The organism is Pararhizobium sp. DWP3-4 (assembly GCF_049898205.1).
Lineage (GTDB): Bacteria > Pseudomonadota > Alphaproteobacteria > Rhizobiales > Rhizobiaceae > Pararhizobium.
On record NZ_JAFCXF010000016.1, the window covers coordinates 41,906 to 62,232 of the forward strand.

At 61.1% G+C, this 20,327-nt stretch carries 17 protein-coding genes; 13 read left to right on the top strand and 4 right to left on the bottom strand.

Annotated elements, in window-relative coordinates; genetic code table 11:
- Nucleotides 1-139: 139 nt before the first annotated feature.
- Nucleotides 140-1,489: an adenylate/guanylate cyclase domain-containing protein gene (locus tag ACP7E6_RS26460; RefSeq protein ID WP_426232705.1), complete on the bottom strand. Its 1,350-nt coding sequence runs from the start codon at nt 1,487-1,489 to the stop codon at nt 140-142.
- 264 nt (nt 1,490-1,753) lie between these two features.
- On the opposite strand from ACP7E6_RS26460, the gene ACP7E6_RS26465 reads away from it, so the two are divergent.
- A complete protein-coding gene (locus ACP7E6_RS26465; protein ID WP_426232706.1) occupies nt 1,754-3,097 on the top strand; it encodes a nucleotide sugar dehydrogenase in 1,344 nt (447 codons plus the stop codon).
- Nucleotides 3,098-3,103: 6 nt separating this feature from the next.
- On the opposite strand, the gene ACP7E6_RS26470 is transcribed toward ACP7E6_RS26465, so the two are convergent.
- On the bottom strand, nt 3,104-4,282 hold the full coding sequence (locus ACP7E6_RS26470) for a DUF3095 domain-containing protein (protein ID WP_426232708.1): 1,179 nt from the start codon (nt 4,280-4,282) through the stop codon (nt 3,104-3,106).
- A gap of 199 nt (nt 4,283-4,481) precedes the next feature.
- On the opposite strand from ACP7E6_RS26470, the gene ACP7E6_RS26475 reads away from it, so the two are divergent.
- Nucleotides 4,482-4,964: a class I SAM-dependent methyltransferase gene (locus ACP7E6_RS26475; RefSeq protein ID WP_426232710.1), complete on the top strand. Its 483-nt coding sequence runs from the start codon at nt 4,482-4,484 to the stop codon at nt 4,962-4,964.
- A gap of 35 nt (nt 4,965-4,999) precedes the next feature.
- Here ACP7E6_RS26475 and ACP7E6_RS26480 read toward each other — a convergent pair whose 3' ends face one another.
- Both ACP7E6_RS26480 and ACP7E6_RS26485 read right to left on the bottom strand, forming a co-directional pair.
- Nucleotides 5,000-5,863 (bottom strand): FkbM family methyltransferase, encoded by an 864-nt coding sequence (locus tag ACP7E6_RS26480; RefSeq protein ID WP_426232712.1) that lies wholly within the window; start codon nt 5,861-5,863, stop codon nt 5,000-5,002.
- Nucleotides 5,864-5,946: 83 nt separating this feature from the next.
- Nucleotides 5,947-6,960, bottom strand: coding sequence for a LacI family DNA-binding transcriptional regulator (locus tag ACP7E6_RS26485; RefSeq protein ID WP_426232713.1), 1,014 nt, complete (start codon nt 6,958-6,960; stop codon nt 5,947-5,949).
- Nucleotides 6,961-7,199: 239 nt separating this feature from the next.
- Here ACP7E6_RS26485 and ACP7E6_RS26490 point away from each other — a divergent pair, with 239 nt between their 5' ends.
- From ACP7E6_RS26490 to ACP7E6_RS26540, 11 genes are all read left to right on the top strand, one after another.
- Nucleotides 7,200-8,183: an ABC transporter substrate-binding protein gene (locus ACP7E6_RS26490; protein WP_426232715.1), complete on the top strand. Its 984-nt coding sequence runs from the start codon at nt 7,200-7,202 to the stop codon at nt 8,181-8,183.
- Between the two features lie 84 nt (nt 8,184-8,267).
- Complete coding sequence (locus tag ACP7E6_RS26495) at nt 8,268-9,764, top strand: sugar ABC transporter ATP-binding protein (RefSeq protein ID WP_426232717.1); 1,497 nt, start codon at nt 8,268-8,270, stop codon at nt 9,762-9,764.
- Between the two features lies 1 nt (nt 9,765).
- Nucleotides 9,766-10,764, top strand: a complete 999-nt coding sequence (locus tag ACP7E6_RS26500) for an ABC transporter permease (RefSeq protein WP_426232719.1) — start codon at nt 9,766-9,768, stop codon at nt 10,762-10,764.
- Between the two features lie 6 nt (nt 10,765-10,770).
- Complete coding sequence (locus ACP7E6_RS26505; RefSeq protein ID WP_426232721.1) at nt 10,771-11,754, top strand: ABC transporter permease; 984 nt, start codon at nt 10,771-10,773, stop codon at nt 11,752-11,754.
- Nucleotides 11,755-11,970: 216 nt separating this feature from the next.
- Nucleotides 11,971-12,936, top strand: coding sequence for a sugar-binding transcriptional regulator (locus tag ACP7E6_RS26510; protein ID WP_426232723.1), 966 nt, complete (start codon nt 11,971-11,973; stop codon nt 12,934-12,936).
- Nucleotides 12,937-13,134: 198 nt separating this feature from the next.
- Nucleotides 13,135-14,571 carry an extracellular solute-binding protein gene (locus ACP7E6_RS26515; protein WP_426232725.1) on the top strand — a complete coding sequence of 479 codons (1,437 nt, stop codon included), beginning with the start codon at nt 13,135-13,137 and terminating at the stop codon, nt 14,569-14,571.
- A gap of 154 nt (nt 14,572-14,725) precedes the next feature.
- The gene (locus tag ACP7E6_RS26520) at nt 14,726-15,649 is read left to right on the top strand and encodes a carbohydrate ABC transporter permease (protein WP_426232727.1); all 924 of its coding nucleotides are present in this window, start codon (nt 14,726-14,728) and stop codon (nt 15,647-15,649) included.
- A 10-nt stretch (nt 15,650-15,659) separates the two neighbouring features.
- Nucleotides 15,660-16,517 (top strand): carbohydrate ABC transporter permease, encoded by an 858-nt coding sequence (locus ACP7E6_RS26525; RefSeq protein WP_113245064.1) that lies wholly within the window; start codon nt 15,660-15,662, stop codon nt 16,515-16,517.
- 3 nt (nt 16,518-16,520) lie between these two features.
- Complete coding sequence (locus ACP7E6_RS26530) at nt 16,521-17,639, top strand: ABC transporter ATP-binding protein (RefSeq protein ID WP_426232729.1); 1,119 nt, start codon at nt 16,521-16,523, stop codon at nt 17,637-17,639.
- Nucleotides 17,636-18,760 carry an ABC transporter ATP-binding protein gene (locus ACP7E6_RS26535; RefSeq protein WP_426232731.1) on the top strand — a complete coding sequence of 375 codons (1,125 nt, stop codon included), beginning with the start codon at nt 17,636-17,638 and terminating at the stop codon, nt 18,758-18,760. Before ACP7E6_RS26530 ends, ACP7E6_RS26535 begins: the two co-directional genes overlap by 4 nt.
- The gene (locus ACP7E6_RS26540; protein WP_426232733.1) at nt 18,760-20,322 is read left to right on the top strand and encodes an FGGY-family carbohydrate kinase; all 1,563 of its coding nucleotides are present in this window, start codon (nt 18,760-18,762) and stop codon (nt 20,320-20,322) included. The genes ACP7E6_RS26535 and ACP7E6_RS26540 overlap by 1 nt, the downstream gene beginning before the upstream one ends.
- The last annotated feature ends 5 nt before the right edge of the window (nt 20,323-20,327 follow it).

Consider the following 20,327-nt stretch of genomic DNA (forward strand, 5'->3'; position numbering starts at 1 on the left):
CGGCCGGTAAAGTTCGCACGGATATACTCGCGGCGGCGGCCGGCCGGCGCGATCGGGAAATGTCAATCATTCGAGCGGGATGGTTCTGTTCTGTGTCCCGCCGGTCAATCGCTGCGGATATGCGTCCAATGGGCGATCTTTACTGCAGCAGTTTGTTCCACAGCAGGTCGCGCGGTTGCGGTTTCTTGCTGTTACGATAAAGCAGCATGACCTGCTCTGCCTCGGATCGGGTTGCCATCGCGTCGTTGCGAATGGTCTCGCCATCATCGAGTTTCATATTGTCCTCACCCGGCAGAAGCACGGTGACTTTCTGGCCCACGCCGCGCAGTTTTTCCTGGCCGAGTTTTACCCAGTCGCCGCCGCAATAGGTGGCAAAGGCCTGGCTCGCGACGATCGGCTGGGTGTATTTCTTGGTCAGCTCCTGCAACCGTTCGACTTCGTTGACGGCAGCGCCGAAGGCTGAGAATGTCAGCCGGTCGTTGAGACCGACATTGCCGAACATGACATTGCCGACGTGCAATCCGATGCCGTAGCGGACTTCGGGTAAGTCCTTCTTCTGACGGCCGGCATTGAGTTCGGCCATGTAAGCAGCCGCCTGGCGGACGGCAGCCATCGTCGCAAGGGCTGCGACCTGCGACGGCTCGCGATGGCGGCCGCAGGGATAGACGGCAAGAAAGCCGTCGCCGACGAAACTCAGGATTTCACCGCCGTTACGGCTGAACGGGGTGGCGATCGCATCGAAGAACTGGTTGAGCGTATCGATATAGACCTGCCGGCCCTCCTTTTCCGCAAGCACGGTCGACTGGCGCATGTCGGCCATGACCAGGGCTGCCCGGATGGTTTCACCATCGCCGCGCCGGGTCTGGCCGGACAGCACCCGCTTGCCGGCGTTGGCGCCGAGATAGGTGGTCAGCATATTGTCGGCGAGCTTGCCGAGAACGGCCATCTTGGCAGCAACGGCCAGATTGTTCTGGATGCGCAGCAGTGCCTCGATCACATTGTCGCCAAACCCACCATGGGCATCGGTGGACCATGAGCCGATCATGCCCTGACCGGAGGTTTCGCCGAAAGACTGGACGAAGGCGAGATAGTCGGTGACGCCCATTTCCTTCAGCTCGTCGAAAATCGGGAATTCGGAAGGGCCCGTGGGGTCGATCTGACGGCGCATGTATTCAAGATTGTTGCTCAGCAGATAATAGTAGGGGCTGAGCAGAAACCGGTCCGGCTTGTCGTCGGTCGGGTCGGTACGATAGCCCTCGACGGTCACGCCCTGGCCACGCAGCCAAGTGAAACCCAACGCGTCGTAGAGGGGATGCAGCATCGAAAAACTCAGGTGGACGCGATTGAGCGGCAGGCCGGAGGCAGCCAATCTTTCGCAAAAACCGGTCACGACGGTCTCCAGCGTTTCGCCGTTGAGGGCGGCTTGCTGCAGCCAGTGCGATACGCGGTCCAAAAGGTGAGTTGAAACGGTGGTTGTATTGATGTTCATCGCGTGGCGTGTCGCTTTCTCAACGAAATCCCGGTGATGGCCGGATGTCCGGTCTGCGTCTCGATAGGTCAGGCGTTTGCACCCTCTGCATATAAGAGGTGAAAACGGCAAAAACAGATTGAAAGGCGGCAACAACCGTAGATTTGTTCCGGCGGCGGCGAAGGGCGTGACTGGCACGGTCCTTGACTTCAGGCCAATTAATCCTCAACTGACCGGCATCCGCAAAGGCGCCTCCGCGCGTCACGATCAGTCGAGAACACGCATTTGACCGTCCATTCTTCCGTGAGCGAGGCTCTCCTTTCGAAGATCGCAGACCGTAGCGCCCGTGCCGGCGTGATCGGGCTCGGCTATGTCGGCCTGCCACTGGCGATCACCGCCGCCCGCAACGGCTTTACCGTCACCGGTTTTGACATCGACCCGCAGAAGATCGTCGCCATCGAGGCCGGACGCTCCTATATCGCCGCGGTTCCGGATGCTGTTTTGGCAACGGAGACGGCGGAAGGCCGTTTTCATGCCACAACCGATTTTGGCCAGCTTTCCGCCTGCGACGTCATCGTCATCTGCGTCCCAACGCCGCTGACCAAGCACCGCGACCCGGATCTGTCGTTCATCACCCGCACCTGCGACCGCATTGCCGAGACGCTGAAGCCCGGTCAGTTGATCGTGCTGGAATCGACCACCTATCCCGGCACGACGGATGAAGTCGTCCGGCCAATCCTGGAAAAAACCGGCCTCAAATCGGCGCGGGATTTCTTCCTTGGCTTCTCGCCGGAGCGCGAGGATCCGGGCAACCGCGATTTTCATACGTCGAGCATCCCGAAGGTCGTGGCCGGCGACGGCGAGGCGGCCGCAGACCTGATGAAGGCGTTTTACGGCGCCGTCGTGCAGACGGTCGTGCCGGTGTCGTCACCGGCGACGGCCGAGGCGGTGAAGCTGACCGAGAACATTTTTCGCGCCGTCAATATCGCCCTCGTCAACGAGCTGAAGGTCGTCTACGAGGCGATGGGCATCGACATCTGGGAAGTAATCGATGCGGCCAAGACCAAGCCGTTCGGCTATATGCCGTTCTATCCCGGCCCCGGTCTCGGCGGCCATTGCATCCCGATCGATCCGTTTTATTTGACCTGGAAGTCGCGCGAATACGAATTGCCGACCCGTTTCATCGAGCTTGCCGGTGAAATCAATTCGGCGATGCCGAAGCACGTGGTCGGGCGGCTCGCCGAAGCGCTGGATATCCATCTCGGCAAGGCGCTTAGCCGGTCGAAGGTGCTGGTGATCGGTCTCGCCTACAAGAAGAACGTGCCGGATATCCGTGAAAGCCCGTCGCTGAAACTGATCGAACTGATCGAGGAGCGGGGCGGGCGGGCTGACTATCACGATCCGCATGTGACCGAGATTCCGAAGACACGCGAATACATGGCGTTGAAGGGGCGCATGTCAGTGCCGCTGGACGAACAATCGGTCAAAGGCTTCGATGCCGTTCTGATTGCCACCGATCATGATGCGGTCGATTATGCCGCACTGGCCTGCTGGGCGCCGCTGATCGTCGATACGCGCAACGCCTTTGCCCGGCGTGGCATCGAAGGCGGCACGATCCTTAAGGCCTGACCGGTTTCAGGGCGCCGCAGCGATGGCGGTAGCAGCAGACATATGTTTCTTCATCCGGCTGGCGGCCATGGCATAACCGCCGGACGCGCCATCGATGAAGTGCATGTGATCGCGGCTGAGCGGTGTCGGCACGATGCAGGTCATCAGCGCCGAATCCTGGCGGTGCAGGCCGAAGCGGCAGATGCCGGCACTTGCCGCAGCCTCAAGCCGGGCCTCGATCTGGCGAAACCTGTCCGGATCGACGTCGATGGTCATTTTCAGGCCATCGTCGAATTTGCGGAAATCCGTGTTTCGGGCAACATCCTGCCGGTAGGCCTTCGGGTCGAAACGGCCGAGCGTCAGGCCAAGACGATAGAGGCCGACCGTCAGCAGGTATTGCGCCAGGATGAACAGCCGATGGGTGAAACGTTTCCCCTTTGGCGCCGTTTTCGTTTCCGCCGACAGTCCCGCAGCCGACAGTCCGATCTGCGGCCCCTCCGCCGCAACGGGGTGCCCCTCCCGTTCTTCGCCGGCGGCGAGCGTGACGATGTCGGAAATCAGCATCTGAAACGCATCGGCGTTGCCTGTTCCAGCCGGAACCGCGATGATTGAAACAATGTCGCCATGGCGGGACTGGATCGGGTTCCATCGGCAGGAAAGGCCGACAAGGTCCGGCCGGGCACCCGGCTGCGCCGTGGGAACGGCAAACAGCCCCTCCTTCATCCGGGCCTCGGCCCAGCTGGAGCCACCGCCGGCAAACATTGCGTAGGAGACGTCCGTATTGACCTGAAACCGGGCAACCCGGACTTCAAGTCCAGCTGCGATGACATCGGCAACCGGAACAAGGGCGGCGCGCAGCGTCAGCTGCAACTCTTCGCCGACCCAGGCTTGCACGGCCGAGAGCGCGTCGCGCGCCTTGTCCACGCCCGAGGGAGGAACCGCGACCATTGCGCCGTCGCCGCCGAAGACGAAGGGCAGATCGTTGTTTCCCAGCGCATTCAGGATGGCCGAGATGACACTGGCGCCGGCCATGTTGACCGCCTTGTAGCGCCCGGCCTCGATCGCGCCGGTGGAATCGACGATGTCTGCGGTCGCCAGCGCCCAATTTGCGGGCAATGCCCGGTAGTTGTCGCTGTTGGCGACGCCTTCAAATTCGACGAAGACCGGAAGCGCGGCGAAGAAAGTTTCACTGGAAAGCTGGCTCATGGCCGAAGGCTAACATATTCGCGCCGGGCAGGCGAAGCCGTTTGACGCCCGGTGGCGGAAAAGCCCGGCAGAAACGGCATCATCACATTCCATCACAGATAGGAATTCGGCGCAAAATTCCCGCCGGCGCGGTCGACCCATCGGCGCCTCTCGTGTTAAGCGATGCAACCGGCATAATTTGAATGAATGGATGAAATAAATGAGTCGCCTTGATGGTTTTATCTCCCGCATGCACTCGCAGCGTGCTGTTCTCAACCATATCAAGGAGGCTTCGATGATCGCGCCGGAGGGCGTGATCCTGGAGATCGGGCTTGGCAACGGCCGGACCTACGACCATATCCGCGAACTGTTTCCGAACAACCGCATCATCGTTTTCGACCGGGCCATCGGCTCGCATCCCGGCTCGACGCCACCGGAAGCCGATCTTATCCTTGGCGACATCAAGGAGACGATTGCCCAGTTTTCCGGCCGGGGCGTCGCGTTCGCGCATGCCGATATCGGTACGGCCTATCCGGAAAAGGATGCCAAGACCCTGACCTGGTTGCCGAGGTCGATCGCCGCAGCCTTAAAGACCGGCGGCGTTGCCGCAAGCGGGCTGCCGCTCGAGCATCCTGAGCTTGAGCCGCTGCCGCTGCCGGCCGGTGCCGATGCGGGCCGGACTTACTTCTACCGGAAACGCTGAACGGCTTGCCGGTCGCCCGCCTTGTTGGCGGGCGCTTAGGGCAGCAGCAAAACGTCGAACTGGTCCTGCCCGATCGGCAGGGCAGTGACCTTCATCTCGACCTGGCTGTCTTCGTAAAAGACGATGCAGTCCTCGTAGAAGCCTGCCAGATAATCGACGAATGCTTGAGATCCCACCGGTCCGTAGAAGACCGGCGAAAATTCCATGTAGAACGGCACGCGCCGTTGCAGCAGCGGTCGCATCGAGCGGGCAGCGACCGGCTCATAGCCCTCGATGTCCATCCAGACCAGCCCGACTTCTTCCTGTGCAACGCCGGCCTCAGTCAGCACTGCGGTGACAGGCTGGACCGGAACCTTGATCTCGATATCCCGGTCGCTCTGGCGAAGCGCACTGCTCTTGCCGTGATTGTCCCTGTGCATGAAGAAATCGAGCGTGCCTTGGCTTTCGCCCGCAGCGGTATTGATTGCGGTGATCTGCTCGCTCAATCCATTCTGGTCGATATTGGTGCGCAAAAGCTTGAAGTTGCGCGGATCCGGCTCGACAGTGACGATATGGCGAAACGCGTCACTCAGCGCGAAATAGACGGTCTGGGTGCCGATATTGCCGCCGAGTTCGAGAAGGACCTTTTCCGGTTGCAGCAGACTTCTTTGCCGCAGGACGGACAGCAGCCGCTCGACATTCTCGCGCTGGAAATGGCCCTTGCGGTAGATTTTCCGGCCGATGTAGTCATGCGGGGAAAAAGTCATCAGATGGTCGCCGCAATCGGCGGTCATAGACAGAATTTTCGGGCTGACGGCGTTGACGAGCATTTCGCGGCCGATACGGGTGGCGAGAAACCGCTTTGCCATGCGATTGCGCCATTTGCGCAACCGGCGCTTCCAGGATTTCGTCACTTGCATGCCTTGCCCGTCTCCATCGTGTGCTGATCTTGTTCAACACGAGATTGAGCGGGAAATGAAGGCGTTTCTGCGAAAACGGCGGTCTATGCCGGTTTTGCCGTCGTGCCGCGTCGCACCAGCGGGCCATCGACCTTGATGGTCATCGGGCGCGGCTGCTTGCCGTGAATGGCCATGTCGATGAGGATTTCGGCAGCCTTCTGGCCCATCTCGTAATTGGGCAGGACGAGCGTCGAGAGGGGCGGATGGGTGTAGCGGGCCAGTTCCTGGTCGTCATAGCCCATGACGGACAGGTCTTCCGGGACGCGCAGGCCCTTTTCCGCCGCCGCTTCCATGACGCCGATCGCCATCAGGTCGTTGCCGCAGAGGATCGCCGAGGGCGGATTGGGCATGGACAGAAGATCGAGCCCGGCCTCGTAGCCACGCAACGGCAGCCAGTCGCCGTCGCGCACCAGTGTTTCGTCAAAGGCGATATCGGCGGTGGCGAGCGCCTGCTTGTAGCCCTTCAAGCGATCCATCGCCGCATCCATCCAGGGCTCGCCATTGATGAAGCCGATGCGCCTGTGGCCAAGGCTGGTCAGATGCGCGGTTGCCGTAAAGCCGCCGGCGACTTCTCCGGGCACGATGGCCATATGCTGGCGCGGCTCGGAATAGCAGTTGAGCAGGACGGTCGGGATGCCCTTCAGCTGCGGCGGCACGGTGACCTTGCGGGTGAAGATCGTCGCATAGATGACGCCGGCGATGGAGCGGTCGCGCAAGATCGAGCGCAGCACCGCATCCTGCAGGTCCGGGTTGGAGCGGGTCGCGTGCGCCGACACCAGAAGCCCCTGTTCGAACGCATAGTCGCGGATGCCGTCGAGGCTGACGACCGGATGCGGGCTGGTGGAGATTTCATCGACGATGAAGGCGATGGTGTCCTTCTCGACATGCGGGGTCGTGTCCACCTCGTTGCGTGTCATTGGTAATTTATAACCAATTTTATGAGCAGCTTCACGCACGCGCATCTGGGTCTCGGCGGAAATGCGGGCTCCAGACATCTCGTTGAGAATCAGAGAGACGCTCGATTGTGACACGCCGGCAATCCTGGCCACGTCCGTCATGGTTGGCCGGCCTGTGTCCCCCTGCCTCTCGGAGGCGCTGTTCCGCCCACTTGCTCTTGCCATCGTCCCGTCTCGCTTCCATCCCGATTTCTGCTGCGGTGCAGAATTATTTTTGTGCGCATGCTAATAAATTAGCGCTTGACTGATAATATTATTAGCGCAAGATTTGCGTATGTGAAGCGGAAAATGCTCACTGCCCGGTAGAGGAGTACCGGTAAATTTCGGAGGAGAAAATACCGATGTCCACGATTTCACGTCGCACGTTCATGCTTGCCGCAACGGCCATGGGCGCCATCGCGCTTGCTGGCTCCATTGCCTATGCGGAGCTTCCGGCTTTGGCCAAGAAAGACACCTACAAGGTTGGCTTCGCGCAGACCGAATCCAACAATCCCTGGCGCATCGCCCAGACCAACAGCATGAAGTCAGAGGCTGAAAAGCTCGGCTACCAGCTGGTCTATACCGATGCTGCTGGTTCCGCTGCGAAGCAGGTGGCCGACGTCAACTCGATGATCGCACAGGGCGTCGATGTCATCTTCCTCGCGCCACGCGAAGAAAAGCCGCTGATCCCCGCCGTCATGGCTGCGAAGAAGGCCGGCATCCCTGTCATCCTGCTTGACCGCAACGTCGATCAGTCGCTCGCCAAGGCCGGCGAAGACTACGTGACATTCATCGGTTCAGACTTCATCGCGGAAGGCAAGCGCGTCGCTGAATGGCTGGCCAAGAACGCCAACGGCAAGTCCAAGATCATCGAACTCGAAGGCACGACCGGTTCCTCGCCGGCGAACGATCGCAAGAAGGGTTTTGACGAAGCCATTGCGGCTGCAGGCGGTTTCGAAATCCTGGCGTCCCAGACCGGCGACTTTGCCCGCGACAAGGGCCGCCAAGTTGCCGAAGCGCTCCTACAGGCGCATCCGGACGCGGATATCATCTATGCGCACAACGACGAAATGGCGATCGGTGCGATCGCCGCCATCGAGGCAGCCGGCAAAGTGCCGGGCAAGGATATTCTCGTGCTCTCGATCGACGGCGGCAAGGAAGCCGTGCAGGCTGTGATCGACGGGACAATCGCGGTCGTGGTAGAATGCAATCCGCGCTTCGGACCGAAGGGTTTCGAGATCATGCAGAAGTACGCCGCGGGTGAAAAAATCGAGCCCAAGGTAATCAACGACGACAAGTTGTACGATTCGTCCAACGCCGCCGCGGAATTGGCAACCGCCTATTGATTTCCCAAGACTGTCGCTTCCAGCCGGGGTGGCATCGCCATTCCGGCCGGCTTTTCATGTCTGCTTATTGAGGATGGATGGAACATGCTGCTGTCCATGCAGGATATTTCCAAGGCATTTTCCGGCGTCGCTGCTCTGCGCTCGGCCTCGCTTGAGATCGCTGCGGGCGAGGTCATGGCGCTGGTCGGCCAGAACGGCGCCGGAAAATCGACGCTGATCAAGATTTTGACCGGGGCCTATCAGCGCGATACAGGGGTGATCCGTTTCGAAGATGAGGACGTTGTCTTTGCAACGCCCGGCGCCAGCCAGGCCAAAGGCATCGCGACGATCTATCAGGAAATCAATCTGGCGCCGCAGCGCTCGGTCGCCGAGAATATCTATCTGTCGCGCGAGCCGCGAACGGGGTTTGGGCTGCTCGACCGGCGGGCGATGCGCGACGGTGCCGCTGCTGTGCTGAAAACCTTCAATCTCGATATCGACGTTGACATGCCTGTCGGTCATTTCAGTGCCGCGACCCGGCAGATGATCGCCATTGCCCGTGCAGTGACGCAAAAGGCGCGGCTGGTGATCATGGACGAGCCGACATCGTCGCTGGACGAACGCGAGGTCGGCATTCTGTTCGAGACGATCCGCACGTTGAAAAGGAATGGCGTCGCCGTGCTGTTCATCGGCCACCGGCTCGATGAACTCTATGAGATCTGCGACCGCGTCACCATCATGCGCGATGGCCAGACGGTGGCGCAGAGCGCCATGGCCGACATGCCGAAGATGGAGCTTGTCCGCCACATGCTCGGCAAGGAACTCGCCGCCTTTCAGGCGATTGCCCGCGACATCGGTGACGACGAGGCAAAACCCGTGCGTCTTTCGGTCGAAAGCGCCGGGTCCGGTGTCCGCGTCCGCGATGTCAGCGTCACCGTGCGCGAAGGCGAGATTTCCGGGCTTGCCGGTCTGCTCGGCTCCGGCCGCACGGAAACCGCGCGGATCATCTTCGGTGTCGACAAGCTGGAAAAAGGGTCGATCCGCATCGACGGCAAGGCGCGCAACTATTCCGAGCCGGCCGACGCGATCGCCGATGGCATCGGGTTGGTCTCCGAGGATCGCAAGATCGACGGCATCATTCCCGACATGAGCATCCGCGAGAACATGACGCTGGCGCTGCTGCCGAAACTGAAGAAGGCCGGCATTGTCGATCGCGCCCGCCAGCAGGAGATCGTCATGCGCTACATCAAGGCGCTCGGCGTCAAATGCGCCTCGCCGGATCAGCCGATCAAGGAACTGTCGGGCGGCAATCAGCAGAAGGTTCTTCTCGCCCGCTGGCTCTGCACCGATCCGCGCATCCTGATCGTCGACGAGCCGACGCGCGGCATCGACATCGGCGCCAAGGCGGAAATCCTCAAGCTGCTGCGCAGGTTGGCCGATGAGGGCTTGAGCGTCCTGATGATCTCCTCCGAACTGGAGGAGCTTCTGGCTGCGGCAGACCGCGTCACGGTGTTGAGCGACGGCCGGTCCGTTGCCGTCCTGAAGCGCGACGAACTCAGTGAGACGGCGCTTCTTTCCGCCATGGCCCATCAGGTGAATTGATATGACGACGATCGACACATCCGCTCCTGGCGAGCGTGCCGCCCGCCCGAACATGGCGCAGTTTCTCAGCCGCTATGGCACATTTGCGGCCTTCATCCTGCTCGTTGTTTTCAACCTGATCGCCACGCCGAATTTCCTCTCCTGGCAGACGCTCAACGTCAATCTCACCCAGGTCGCAACCATCGTCATCGTTGCCGTCGGCATGACATTGGTGATTGCAACGGGTGGCATCGACCTGTCTGTCGGCTCGCTTATGGCGATCGCCGGCACTGCAGCGCCGATGATCTTCATGGGGCAGCTGCTGCCGATCGAGAACATGGGCATCCTGATCATACTCTCGTTCATCCTGCCGGTCTTGCTGGTCATGGCGTTCGGATGGTTCAACGGGATGCTGGTGACGCGGTTTTCGATCCAGCCGATCATCGCCACGCTGGTGCTGTTCATCGCCGGACGGGGGATTGCCCAGGTCGCCACCAACGGCAATCTGCAGGTGTTCAAGAACCCGGATTTCCAGTTCATCGCCATGGGCCGCATTGCCGGTGTTCCGGCGCAGGTGATCATCATGATCATCGTCGCGGTGCTTGCCCATTGCCTGATCCGCTATACCGTCATCGGCCGCCAGATCATCGCCGTCGGTGGCAACGAGAAGGCGGCGCGGCTGACCGGCATTCCGGTGCGGCGGGTCAAGACCTTCGTCTATGTTATCAGCGGCGCCCTTGCCGGTGTTGCAGGCTTGATCGTGGTCGCCCGCAATTCGGCGAGCGACGCCAATCTGGTCGGGCTCGGCATGGAACTCGATGCGATCGCCGCCGTCGCGGTCGGCGGGTCGCTTCTGACCGGGGGCAGGGCCAATATCATCGGCACGGTGCTCGGCGCCTTCGTCATCCAGCTGGTGCGCTACACGCTGCTTGCCAACGGCGTGCCCGACGCGGCGGCGCTGATCGTCAAGGCAGGGCTGATCGTCATCGCCGTGTTCATCCAGCAACGTGCCAAGGGGTAACGGACCATGCTCAAAACCCTCTCGCGGCCCTTCATCGCCAAATCCTCCGGCGATTTCGCCCGCCTCGGCGTGCTTCTGGCGCTGGCCGGCCTGATCCTGTTCGGCGCCCTGCGCTACGACAATTTCATCTCGCCGTTCAATATTCTCAGCTTCCTGCGCTACAACTCGATGTTCGCGCTGATCGCGCTCGGCATGGCCTTCGTCATCATCAGCGGCGGCATCGATCTTTCGGTTGGCGGCGTCGCGGCGATGGCGAGCGTTGTTGCCGCCTATCTGTCGCCCTATGGCTGGATTCCGGGGCTTGCCGGCGGCATGATCGCCGGGCTGATTGCCGGCTCGATCAACGGCCTGATCATCACAAGGATGCGTATCCAGCCGTTTATCGCGACGCTGGCGATGATGCTGGCAGCTTACGGTACGGCGCTGCTGCTGGCCAACAACCAGTCGGTCTCGGTGTCTTATGATACCGGCTTCACCACCATCGGGCAGGACGATTTTCTCGGCTTCCCGATCCCGGCCTGGATTGCCGCTCTCGCCTACGTGCTCGGCTGGATTTTCCTCGAGCGGCATCCGGCGGGACGCCATGTGCTGGCGATCGGCGACGGCGAGGCGACGGCCAACCTGATGGGATTGAAGGTCGAGAAGACGCTGTTTGGTGTCTACGCATTGTCCGGGCTGCTTGCCGGGCTTGCCGGCGTCATCCTCGCTTCCCAGTTCGGGGCAGGGCAACCGACCGAAGGCGTGGGCTGGGAACTGTTCGCCATTGCCTCGGTCGTCGTCGGCGGTACGCTTTTGACCGGTGGGTCCGGCTCGGTCGGTGCGACCTTGGCGGGCGCTCTGCTGCTTGCCATGGTGTTCAACATCCTCAATTTCGAAAACGGCCTCGGCTGGATTTCGCTCTCTGCCTATTGGCAGTCCGTCATCCGCGGCGCCTTCCTTCTGGTCGTCGTCGTGCTGCAAGCCCGGTTGATGAAGAAGACCGAGGCTTAGACCTCTCCTCCATCCGTCTCAACGCCAAGCGCGTCCGGGCAACCGGGCGCGTTTTGCGTTTGTCCACATGGAAGCCTGTCCTGTCGCAAGCGCATATCGAATTGCTGCGCCGCCGCATCGAACCTGCTTGACAAATTTTTCAGGCCATGAAAATTCTTTCATCAATAGATAAAAATATCATGCCGTGAAAAAAATGGCAGAGGCGAGGGCGGAGACATGGTTCTGGGCGGAGGTTCACTTCGGGACGACGAGTCGAGCATGGCAACGCGTGCGGCATGGCTGCATTACGCCGGCGGGCTGACTCAGTCGGAAGTTGCCAAACGTCTCGGCCTGACCTCTCTCAAAGCCCACCGCCTGATCACCAGGGCCAATCAGGAAGGCCTGGTGAAGGTCTATATCGACGGCGAAGTCTCCGAATGCGTCGAGCTGGAGCAGAAGCTTTCCGCTCGCTACGGCCTCGACTATTGCGAAGTCGTTCCGGATTTCGATCCGGAGGAGTTGCCGCTGAAGGCGCTCGGTATTTCCGGCGCGCAATTCCTCAAGCGTCAGATCGAGAAGGACGGCTCCCTGCTGATCGGCATGGGCCATGGGCGGACGCTGGCCGCCTGTGTCGAATATCTGCCGCGCACCACCAACAAGGATGTCCGCTTCGTCTCGCTGCTCGGTGGCCTGACGCGGCGGTTCTCCGCCAATCCGCATGACGTAATCCACCGGCTGGCCGAGCGCACCGGCGCCGAAGCCTACGTGATGCCGGTGCCGTTCTTCGCCAATTCGATCGAGGATCGCGACGTGCTGTTCAACCAGCGCGGTGTCCGGGAAATCTTCGATCTCGCCGGCAGCGCCGATCTGCTGCTTGTCGGTATCGGTACCGTCGAGCGGGAAGCCTCGCTGGTGGCGACCGGCATGATCGAGAAGGGTGAACTCGAGGAAATCAAGAATGGCGGCGGTGCCGGCGAATTGCTGGGCCATTTCTTCGACGACAAAGGCCAGCCGATCGAGACCTCGCTGTCCAACCGCACGTTTACGCTGAGCCGCGAGGCTTTGAAAAACCGCCGCACGGTCGCGGTTGCCGGTGGCAAGGTCAAAGCCCGCGCCATCCGCGCCGTGCTGGAAAGCCGGTTTCTCAGCGGGCTGATCACCGACGAGAAGACGGCGCAGACATTGATGGAGGATGCCGCCTGAAACGGCGCTGTCCCGGCATCGGGAATGGGGGCTGACGACTGATCCTGGGAGTGGTTCGGTTCAAGCCTTTCGCGACGCAAGCGTCCAGGCTCTGTGCCACGGGGTGCAAGCGCTGCGCTCTGGAGGAAATACCGGTCGGGTAAGCCGGTACGGCTCAATAGATTGAGCATGTTTTGCCCGTGAAGGAGGAGAAGACCAATGCATGAGAAAGAAAAAGACCTGATCAGTGCATTCCTGCGTGGAGAGGTGGACCGCCGCGGAATGCTCAAGGGCCTGGGCGCCATGGGCGTCACGGCCGGTGCTGCCGGTACGCTGCTCAACATGATGTCCACGAGGGCAATGGCTGCCGATTTCGACTGGAAGAAGCACTCCGGTAAGACCGTCAAGCTGCTGCTCAACAAGCACCCCTATGCCGACGCGATGATTGCCAATCTGCAGTCGTTCAAAGACCTGACGGGCATGGACGTCAAATATGACGTATTCCCGGAAGACGTCTATTTCGACAAGGTGACTGCGGCGCTGTCGTCCGGCTCCACCGAATATGATGCGTTCATGACCGGCGCCTACATGACCTGGACCTATGGTCCGGCCGGCTGGATCACCGACCTCAAGGAATGGATCAACGATCCGGAAAAAACCAATCCGAACTATGCCTGGGACGATTTCCTCCCCGGTGTGAAGAATTCCTGCGCCTGGAACGGCCAGCCCGGCGGCGCGCTCGGCTCCGACGATGCCAAGCAGTGGTGCATTCCGTGGGCGTTCGAGCAGAACAACATCACCTATAACAAGGCGATGTTCGACAAGGCCGGCGTTTCCGTGCCGAAGAATCTTGACGACATGATCTCTGTTGCCGCCAAGCTGCAGAAGGATGTCGGTGGTATCTACGGCGTCGGCGTGCGCGGTTCGCGCTCCTGGGCGACGATCCATCCGGGCTTCCTGTCGGCCTATTCTAACTTCAACGAAAAAGACCTGAACGTCACCGACGGCAAGCTGTCGGCAGCGATGGGCACGGCCGGCTCGAAGGCCTTCCACGCCAAATGGGTGCAGATGATCCAGGAAAGCGGACCGAAGGACTGGTCGACCTATACCTGGTACCAGGTCGGTACCGATCTTGGCGCCGGCGCCTCGGCGATGATCTTCGACGCCGATTGCCTGGGCTACTTCATGAACGGCGGCGACAACAAGATGGCCGGTCAGCTGTCCTATGCCGCCTTCACCGCCAATCCGGATGCGACGGCCTCGACGCCGAACATCTGGATCTGGTCGCTCGCCATGTCCAACTTCTCCAAGGACAAGGACGCCACCTGGTACTTCCTGCAATGGGCGTCCGGTCCGGAGCACGCGATCTTCGGCGCCACCAAGATGGACTTCGTCGATCCGGTCCGCCAGTCGGTCTGGAAGGATGAAGCCTTCCGCACCAAGCTCGACAAGTATCCAGGCTATGTCGACATGTTCGATGCTTCGGCTGCCGGCGCCTCGATCAAGTTCACACCGCAGCCATTGTTCTTCGACGTCACCACCGAATGGGCGGCGACGTTGCAGAAGATGGTCGCCAAGGAAGTGCCTGTCGACGAAGGTCTCGACCAGCTGGTCGAGAGCATCGATCGCCAGCTGAAGGAAGCCGGCCTCGGCTGATCTGCCTCCCAAGCAGAGCCCGGCGCTTGAAAGAGCGCCGGGCACCCGCACACCGGCCGATTGCCGCCTTGAGACAACCTGAGATGCCGATGGACTGGCGCGGGAACACCCGCGTGCCGCGCGCTTTCTTCAAAGACAAAGAACGGAGCTCGACATGGCTTCAACAGCAACCCTCCGCAAGCCGGCTTCAGGTTTCCGCATCAGCCGCAAGATGCTGCCCTATGTGCTGAGCCTGCCGGCATTGCTCGTCTGCATCGGTATTCTGATCCCCTTCTTCACGGCGGTGATCTATTCCTTCCAGCGCTACCGCTTGAGCCAGCCCTGGGCACGGCAGTTCAACTGGGGTGAGAACTACCTCAACTTCTTCACCGACCCGGCCTTCTGGAATACGCTGAAAGTGTCGCTGCTCTACGCCGGCATTACCGTGACGCTGGAGCTGCTGCTCGGCCTCGGTATCGCTCTGCTGTTGCAGCGCCGCACAACCGTCAACAATTTCATCTCGATCATGCTGCTTCTGCCGCTGATGATCGCGCCGGCGCTGGCTGCGCTGATGTGGAAGCTGATGACCAATCCGAGCTTCGGTATTCTCAGCTACCTCGCCAGCCTGATCGGGCTGCATGATTTCCGTTGGGCTTCGTCGCCCAGTACGGCGCTCCTGACTGTCGTTCTCGTCGATATCTGGGTCTATACGCCCTTCATCATGATCCTTCTGCTTGCCGGCCTGCGCTCGCTGCCGACCCAGCCGTTCGAGGCGGCAGCCCTTGATGGCGTGCCGAGGACCTTCGTGTTCTTCCGCATCACTCTGCCGATGCTGACGCCCTACATCCTGACGGCGACGCTGTTTAGGCTGCTCGACTCAATCCAGCAGTTCGATATCATCTATGCGATGACGCAAGGCGGGCCGGGCAATACGCTGACCGTTTTCCAGGTAGAGGCCTATCTCAATTTCTTCCAGTCGACCAATGTCGGACGCTCGGCCGCTTTGATGGTCATCCTCTGGGCGATCACCTACTTCCTGTCGAACATCTTCATCAAGAACTGGCTGCGGCTGCGCGAACGCGCCCGTGGCGAAGCGTGAGGGGAACACCATGGAAACCACATCCACGCTCGAAAAGACACTGCGGCTGATCGCGCTGACGCTGGTCGTCATCTTCTTCATGTTCCCGATCTTCTGGATCTTCCTGATGTCGTTCCAGACCAATGAAACGATCCTGACGATCCCGCCGTCGATCATCTTCACGCCGACGCTGTCCAACTATGCAGCGTTGATCACCGGCAAGCTGACGACGGCGGCCGGTACGCTCGACATCGCCTTCATGCGCAATCTCGGCAACTCGATCTTCTTGTCGGTGACATCGGTTGCGCTGGCGCTCGTGCTTGGCGTGCCGGCCGCCTATGCCTTTGCCCGCCACAAGTTCAAGGGTTCCGAAGACATCGCCTTCACGCTCCTGTCCTTCCGGTTTGCGCCGCCGCTGCTCGTGCTTTTGCCGCTGACCCAGTATTTCCAGTGGCTTGGACTGTCCGACACCTATTTCGGCCTGATCTGGGTCTACCAGCTGATCTGCCTGCCGCTTATCCTGTGGATCGTCCGCGGCTATTTCGAGGATATTTCGGCTGACGTGGAATATGCCTATCGCATCGCCGGACATTCCTGGTTTGCCACGTTCCGCAAGATCGCCCTGCCGCTGGCAGGACCGGGGATCGCCGCTGCCGGTCTGCTTGCCTTCATCTTCGCCTGGAACAACTTCGTTTTCGCGCTGGTGCTGGCCTCGGCCGACAAGCAGCCGGTGACCGTCGGGGCGCTTGCCTTCGTCACCTCGTCCGGCATCCAGTATGGCCAGATTGCCTCGGCCATCGTGCTTTCGGTGACGCCGACGCTTGCACTTGCACTCTACGCCCAGCGCTACCTGGTCGAAGGCCTGTCGCTCGGCGCGGTGAAGGGATAAATCATGACGACACTTCAGCTTAAAAACATCGTCAAACGCTACAAGACCAACACGGTTCTCGACAACCTGTCGCTGGATGTGGCCGATGGCGAAACGCTGGTCCTGTTCGGTCCATCGGGGGCAGGCAAGACCGTGCTGCTCCGGCTGGTCGCCGGTGTGATCGATCCCGAAGAAGGACAGATCCTGATCGGTGGCGAGGATGTTGCCGATATCGACGCCGAACATCGCGGCATCGGCATGGCCTTCCAGAACTTCGCGCTGTTTCCGCATATGAGCGCATTCGACAATATCGCCAGTCCGCTGACGGCGACGAATGCGACGAAGGATGCGATCTCGGCAGGTGTGCACAAGGTCGCCAAGCTTTTGAAGATCGACCATGTTCTGTCGCATCACCCGAAGGCTCTGTCGAACGGCCAGAAACAGCGCACGGCGCTGGCCCGGGCGCTTGCCGGCTCGCCGCCGCTGCTTTTGCTCGACGATCCCTTGCGCAATGTCGATGCCAAGCTGCGGTTCGAGATGCGTCTGGAGCTGCCGCGTCTCCTCGCCGCGCAAGGCGCAACGGTCGTCTATGTGACGCAAGACTACAAGGAAGCCATGGCGCTCGGCGACCGGATCGCCGTGATGTCGCAAGGGCGTATCCGCCAGATCGGCACGCCGGAGGATATCTATAATGCACCCGCCGATATCGAGATCGCCCGTCTGTTTGGCGATCCGACGATCAATCTTCTCGATGTGACGCCGAAATCCGGGCCGGATGGGGTCTATGTCGAGCTTTCGAACGTCAAGGTGGCGCTGCCCGGCATGCCGTCGGATGTGGTTGGAAAGACCTGCGTCATCGGTCTGAGGCCAGAGACAATCGCCTTTACCGATGCGGGCGCGGCTGGTGCCATTCCGGTGACGGTGGAAGCCGAAACGCCGCTCAACGAAAAAACCGTCACGCTGGTTCTGACGGCGCGTGGCCGGGAAATCCTGGTGTCGCGGCCGGCGGGAACGCCAGGTCCCGCATCCGGCGCCGCCCATATCGCCGTCAATGGCCAGGCGGCGTTCCTGTTCGACAAGGAGAGTGGCGGGCTGATCCGGTCTGCCGCCATCCCGATGACACGCAATGGAGAAGCGGCATGAGCGAGACCGCACTGTTCATCAAGGGCGTCGACAAGTTCTATGGCCCGATCGATCATGGCGTCCATGCCGTCAAGCAGCTCAGCATGGATGTGAAGAAGGGCGAGATCATCGCGCTTCTCGGCTCGTCCGGCTGCGGCAAGACCTCGACCTTGCGCATGGTTGCAGGTTTCGAGGCCGTGTCGCGCGGGACGATCTCGATGAAGGGCAGGGAGGTGCAGACCTTTGCGCCGGTCAAGCGCAATGTCGCCATGGCATTCGAAGGCTATTCGCTTTATCCGCCTTTGACGGTGCGCGAAAACATCGCATTTGCACTGAAAGCCGCCAAGCTTTCCCAGAGCGTCGTCGATGAGAAAGTCGCCAATATCGCCAAGCTGTTGGAGATCGAGGATATCATGGGCCGCTATCCGAGCTCGATCTCGGGCGGCCAGCAGCAGCGTGCGTCGCTTGGCCGGGCGCTGATCCGCAATGCCGACCTGCACCTGCTCGATGAGCCGATGGGGCAGCTGGAGCCGCAGCTGCGCGCCCTCCTGCGCGGCCGCATCAAGCATTTCATCAAGGAGCGCGGCCTGACCGCTATTCTCGTCACCCACGACCAGACGGAAGCCAATGCGCTGGCCGACCGGATCGCCGTCATGGAAGGCGGGGTGCTGCAGCAGTTCGATACGCCGCAGATGATCAAGGAACGCCCGGCCAACCTGTTTACCGGCACCTTTGTCGGCGAGCCGCCGATGAACGTGTTTTCGGCGGGTATTTCCGGCTCGGGTGACACCGTATCCTTCGGTCTGAACGAAGGCGTGAGGCTCGACTACAAGGCGTCGGATTTCTCGCATGAGGTGCGGGCCGAACTGATGAAGCGGAGCAAGGTCGTGCTCGGCATCCGGCCCTATGCCGTTCGCCGCAGCGACGGCGGCGTCGGCGCGAAAGTAGCGGTCAACCAGTGGCTCGGCGACCAGACCCATATCGCCACCGATTTTGCCGGTGGCACGATTGTGCTGGTCGAGCATGACCGCACCAACCTGGCGATCGGCGAGAATGTCGGTATCCGTCTTGATCCCTCGAGCCTGCATGTCTTCGACGGCGATAGCGGCCGGGCCATCAGCCATGGGCAGGAGCTTGCCTGATGCGCGATATCCTGATCGGGATCGATGCGGGAACCTCCGTCATCAAGTCGGTCGCCTTCGACCTTGGCGGCAAGCAGATCGCGTTTTCAGCCATTCCGAACAGCTATGAAAGCGAGGGTGGCCGGGGCGTCGTCCAGGACCTTGACCGCACCTGGGCCGATACCGCCAAGACGCTCGCCGATCTCGCCGGTAAAGTCGAAAACCTCGCCAGCCGGGTTGCGGCGATCTCGGTGACCGGTCAGGGCGACGGCACCTGGCTGATCGATAAAAACGGCGATCCCGTCGGCAAGGGCTGGCTGTGGCTCGATGCCCGCGCCGGTGACACCGTCGAACGCCTGCGGCGCGACAGCGGCGATGCCGCCCGTTTTTCCCATACCGGCTCCGGCCTTGCCGCCTGCCAGATGGGCTCGCAGCTTCGGTGGATACTGGAAAACGCACCTGAGATGATCGAGGGCGCAACAACCGGATTTCACTGCAAGGATTGGCTCTATTTCAAGCTGACCGGCCAGCGGGCCACCGACCCCTCCGAGGCAAACTTCACCTTCGGCAATTTTCGCACCCGGCAATATTCCGAGGATGTCATCGATTTTCTCGATCTGAGGGAGCAGCACTACCTGCTGCCCGAAATCGTCGATGGAGCGGTGACGCGGCATGCGCTCAACGATACCGCCGCCGCGCTGACCGGCCTCCTGGCGGGAACGCCTGTGGTGCTTGGCTATGTCGATGTCGTCTGCACCTCGCTCGGGGCCGGTCTCTATGAACCGGGCACCGATACCGGCTGCTCGATCATCGGCTCGACCGGCATGCACATGCGGCTGGCGAAAAGCGCAGATGATGTTCAGCTCAACAGGGACCTGACCGGCTACACCATGTGCCTGCCGATCGCGGGCCATTATGCACAGATGCAGTCGAACATGGCAGCGACCCTGAACATCGACTGGATACTGTCTCTGGCGGGCAGCGTTCTCAAGGGCATGGGGGTCGAGAAGAGCAAGTCCGAGTTGCTTGGCCATGTCGAGGGCTGGCTTTCGGAGGCCAAGGAAACTTCGCTGCTGTTCCACCCCTATATTTCCGAGGCCGGCGAGCGCGGTCCGTTCGTCGATGCTTCGGCGCGGGCGTCTTTCATCGGACTTGATCTCAACCACGGCTTTGCCGACATGGTTCGCGCCGTCTTCAATGGTCTCGCCATGGCGTCGCGCGATTGCTACGTCGAGATGGGGCCGCTTCCGTCACGGGTGCGGCTCACCGGCGGTGCTGCGCGCAGTGCATCCTTGCGGCGCATTCTTGGCGGGGCGCTCGGGTGCTCTGTACAGACCAGCGAGCGCGAGGAGGCGGGGGCTGCCGGCACGGCGATGATCGCCGCCGTCTCGCTCGGCATCTATGGCTCGATGGAAGAGTGCGTCAAGGAATGGGTCACCCCCTATCAGCGGCCGGCGGAACCGGCCGACAAAGCCATGGCGGCGCGTTTTGATGCGGCGTTTCCACTCTACAGGCAATCGCGCCTGTCCCTTCGTCCGGTCTGGCACGCCCTGTCCCACGGCTTCGCCCCGGCATCTGAATAGGAAGA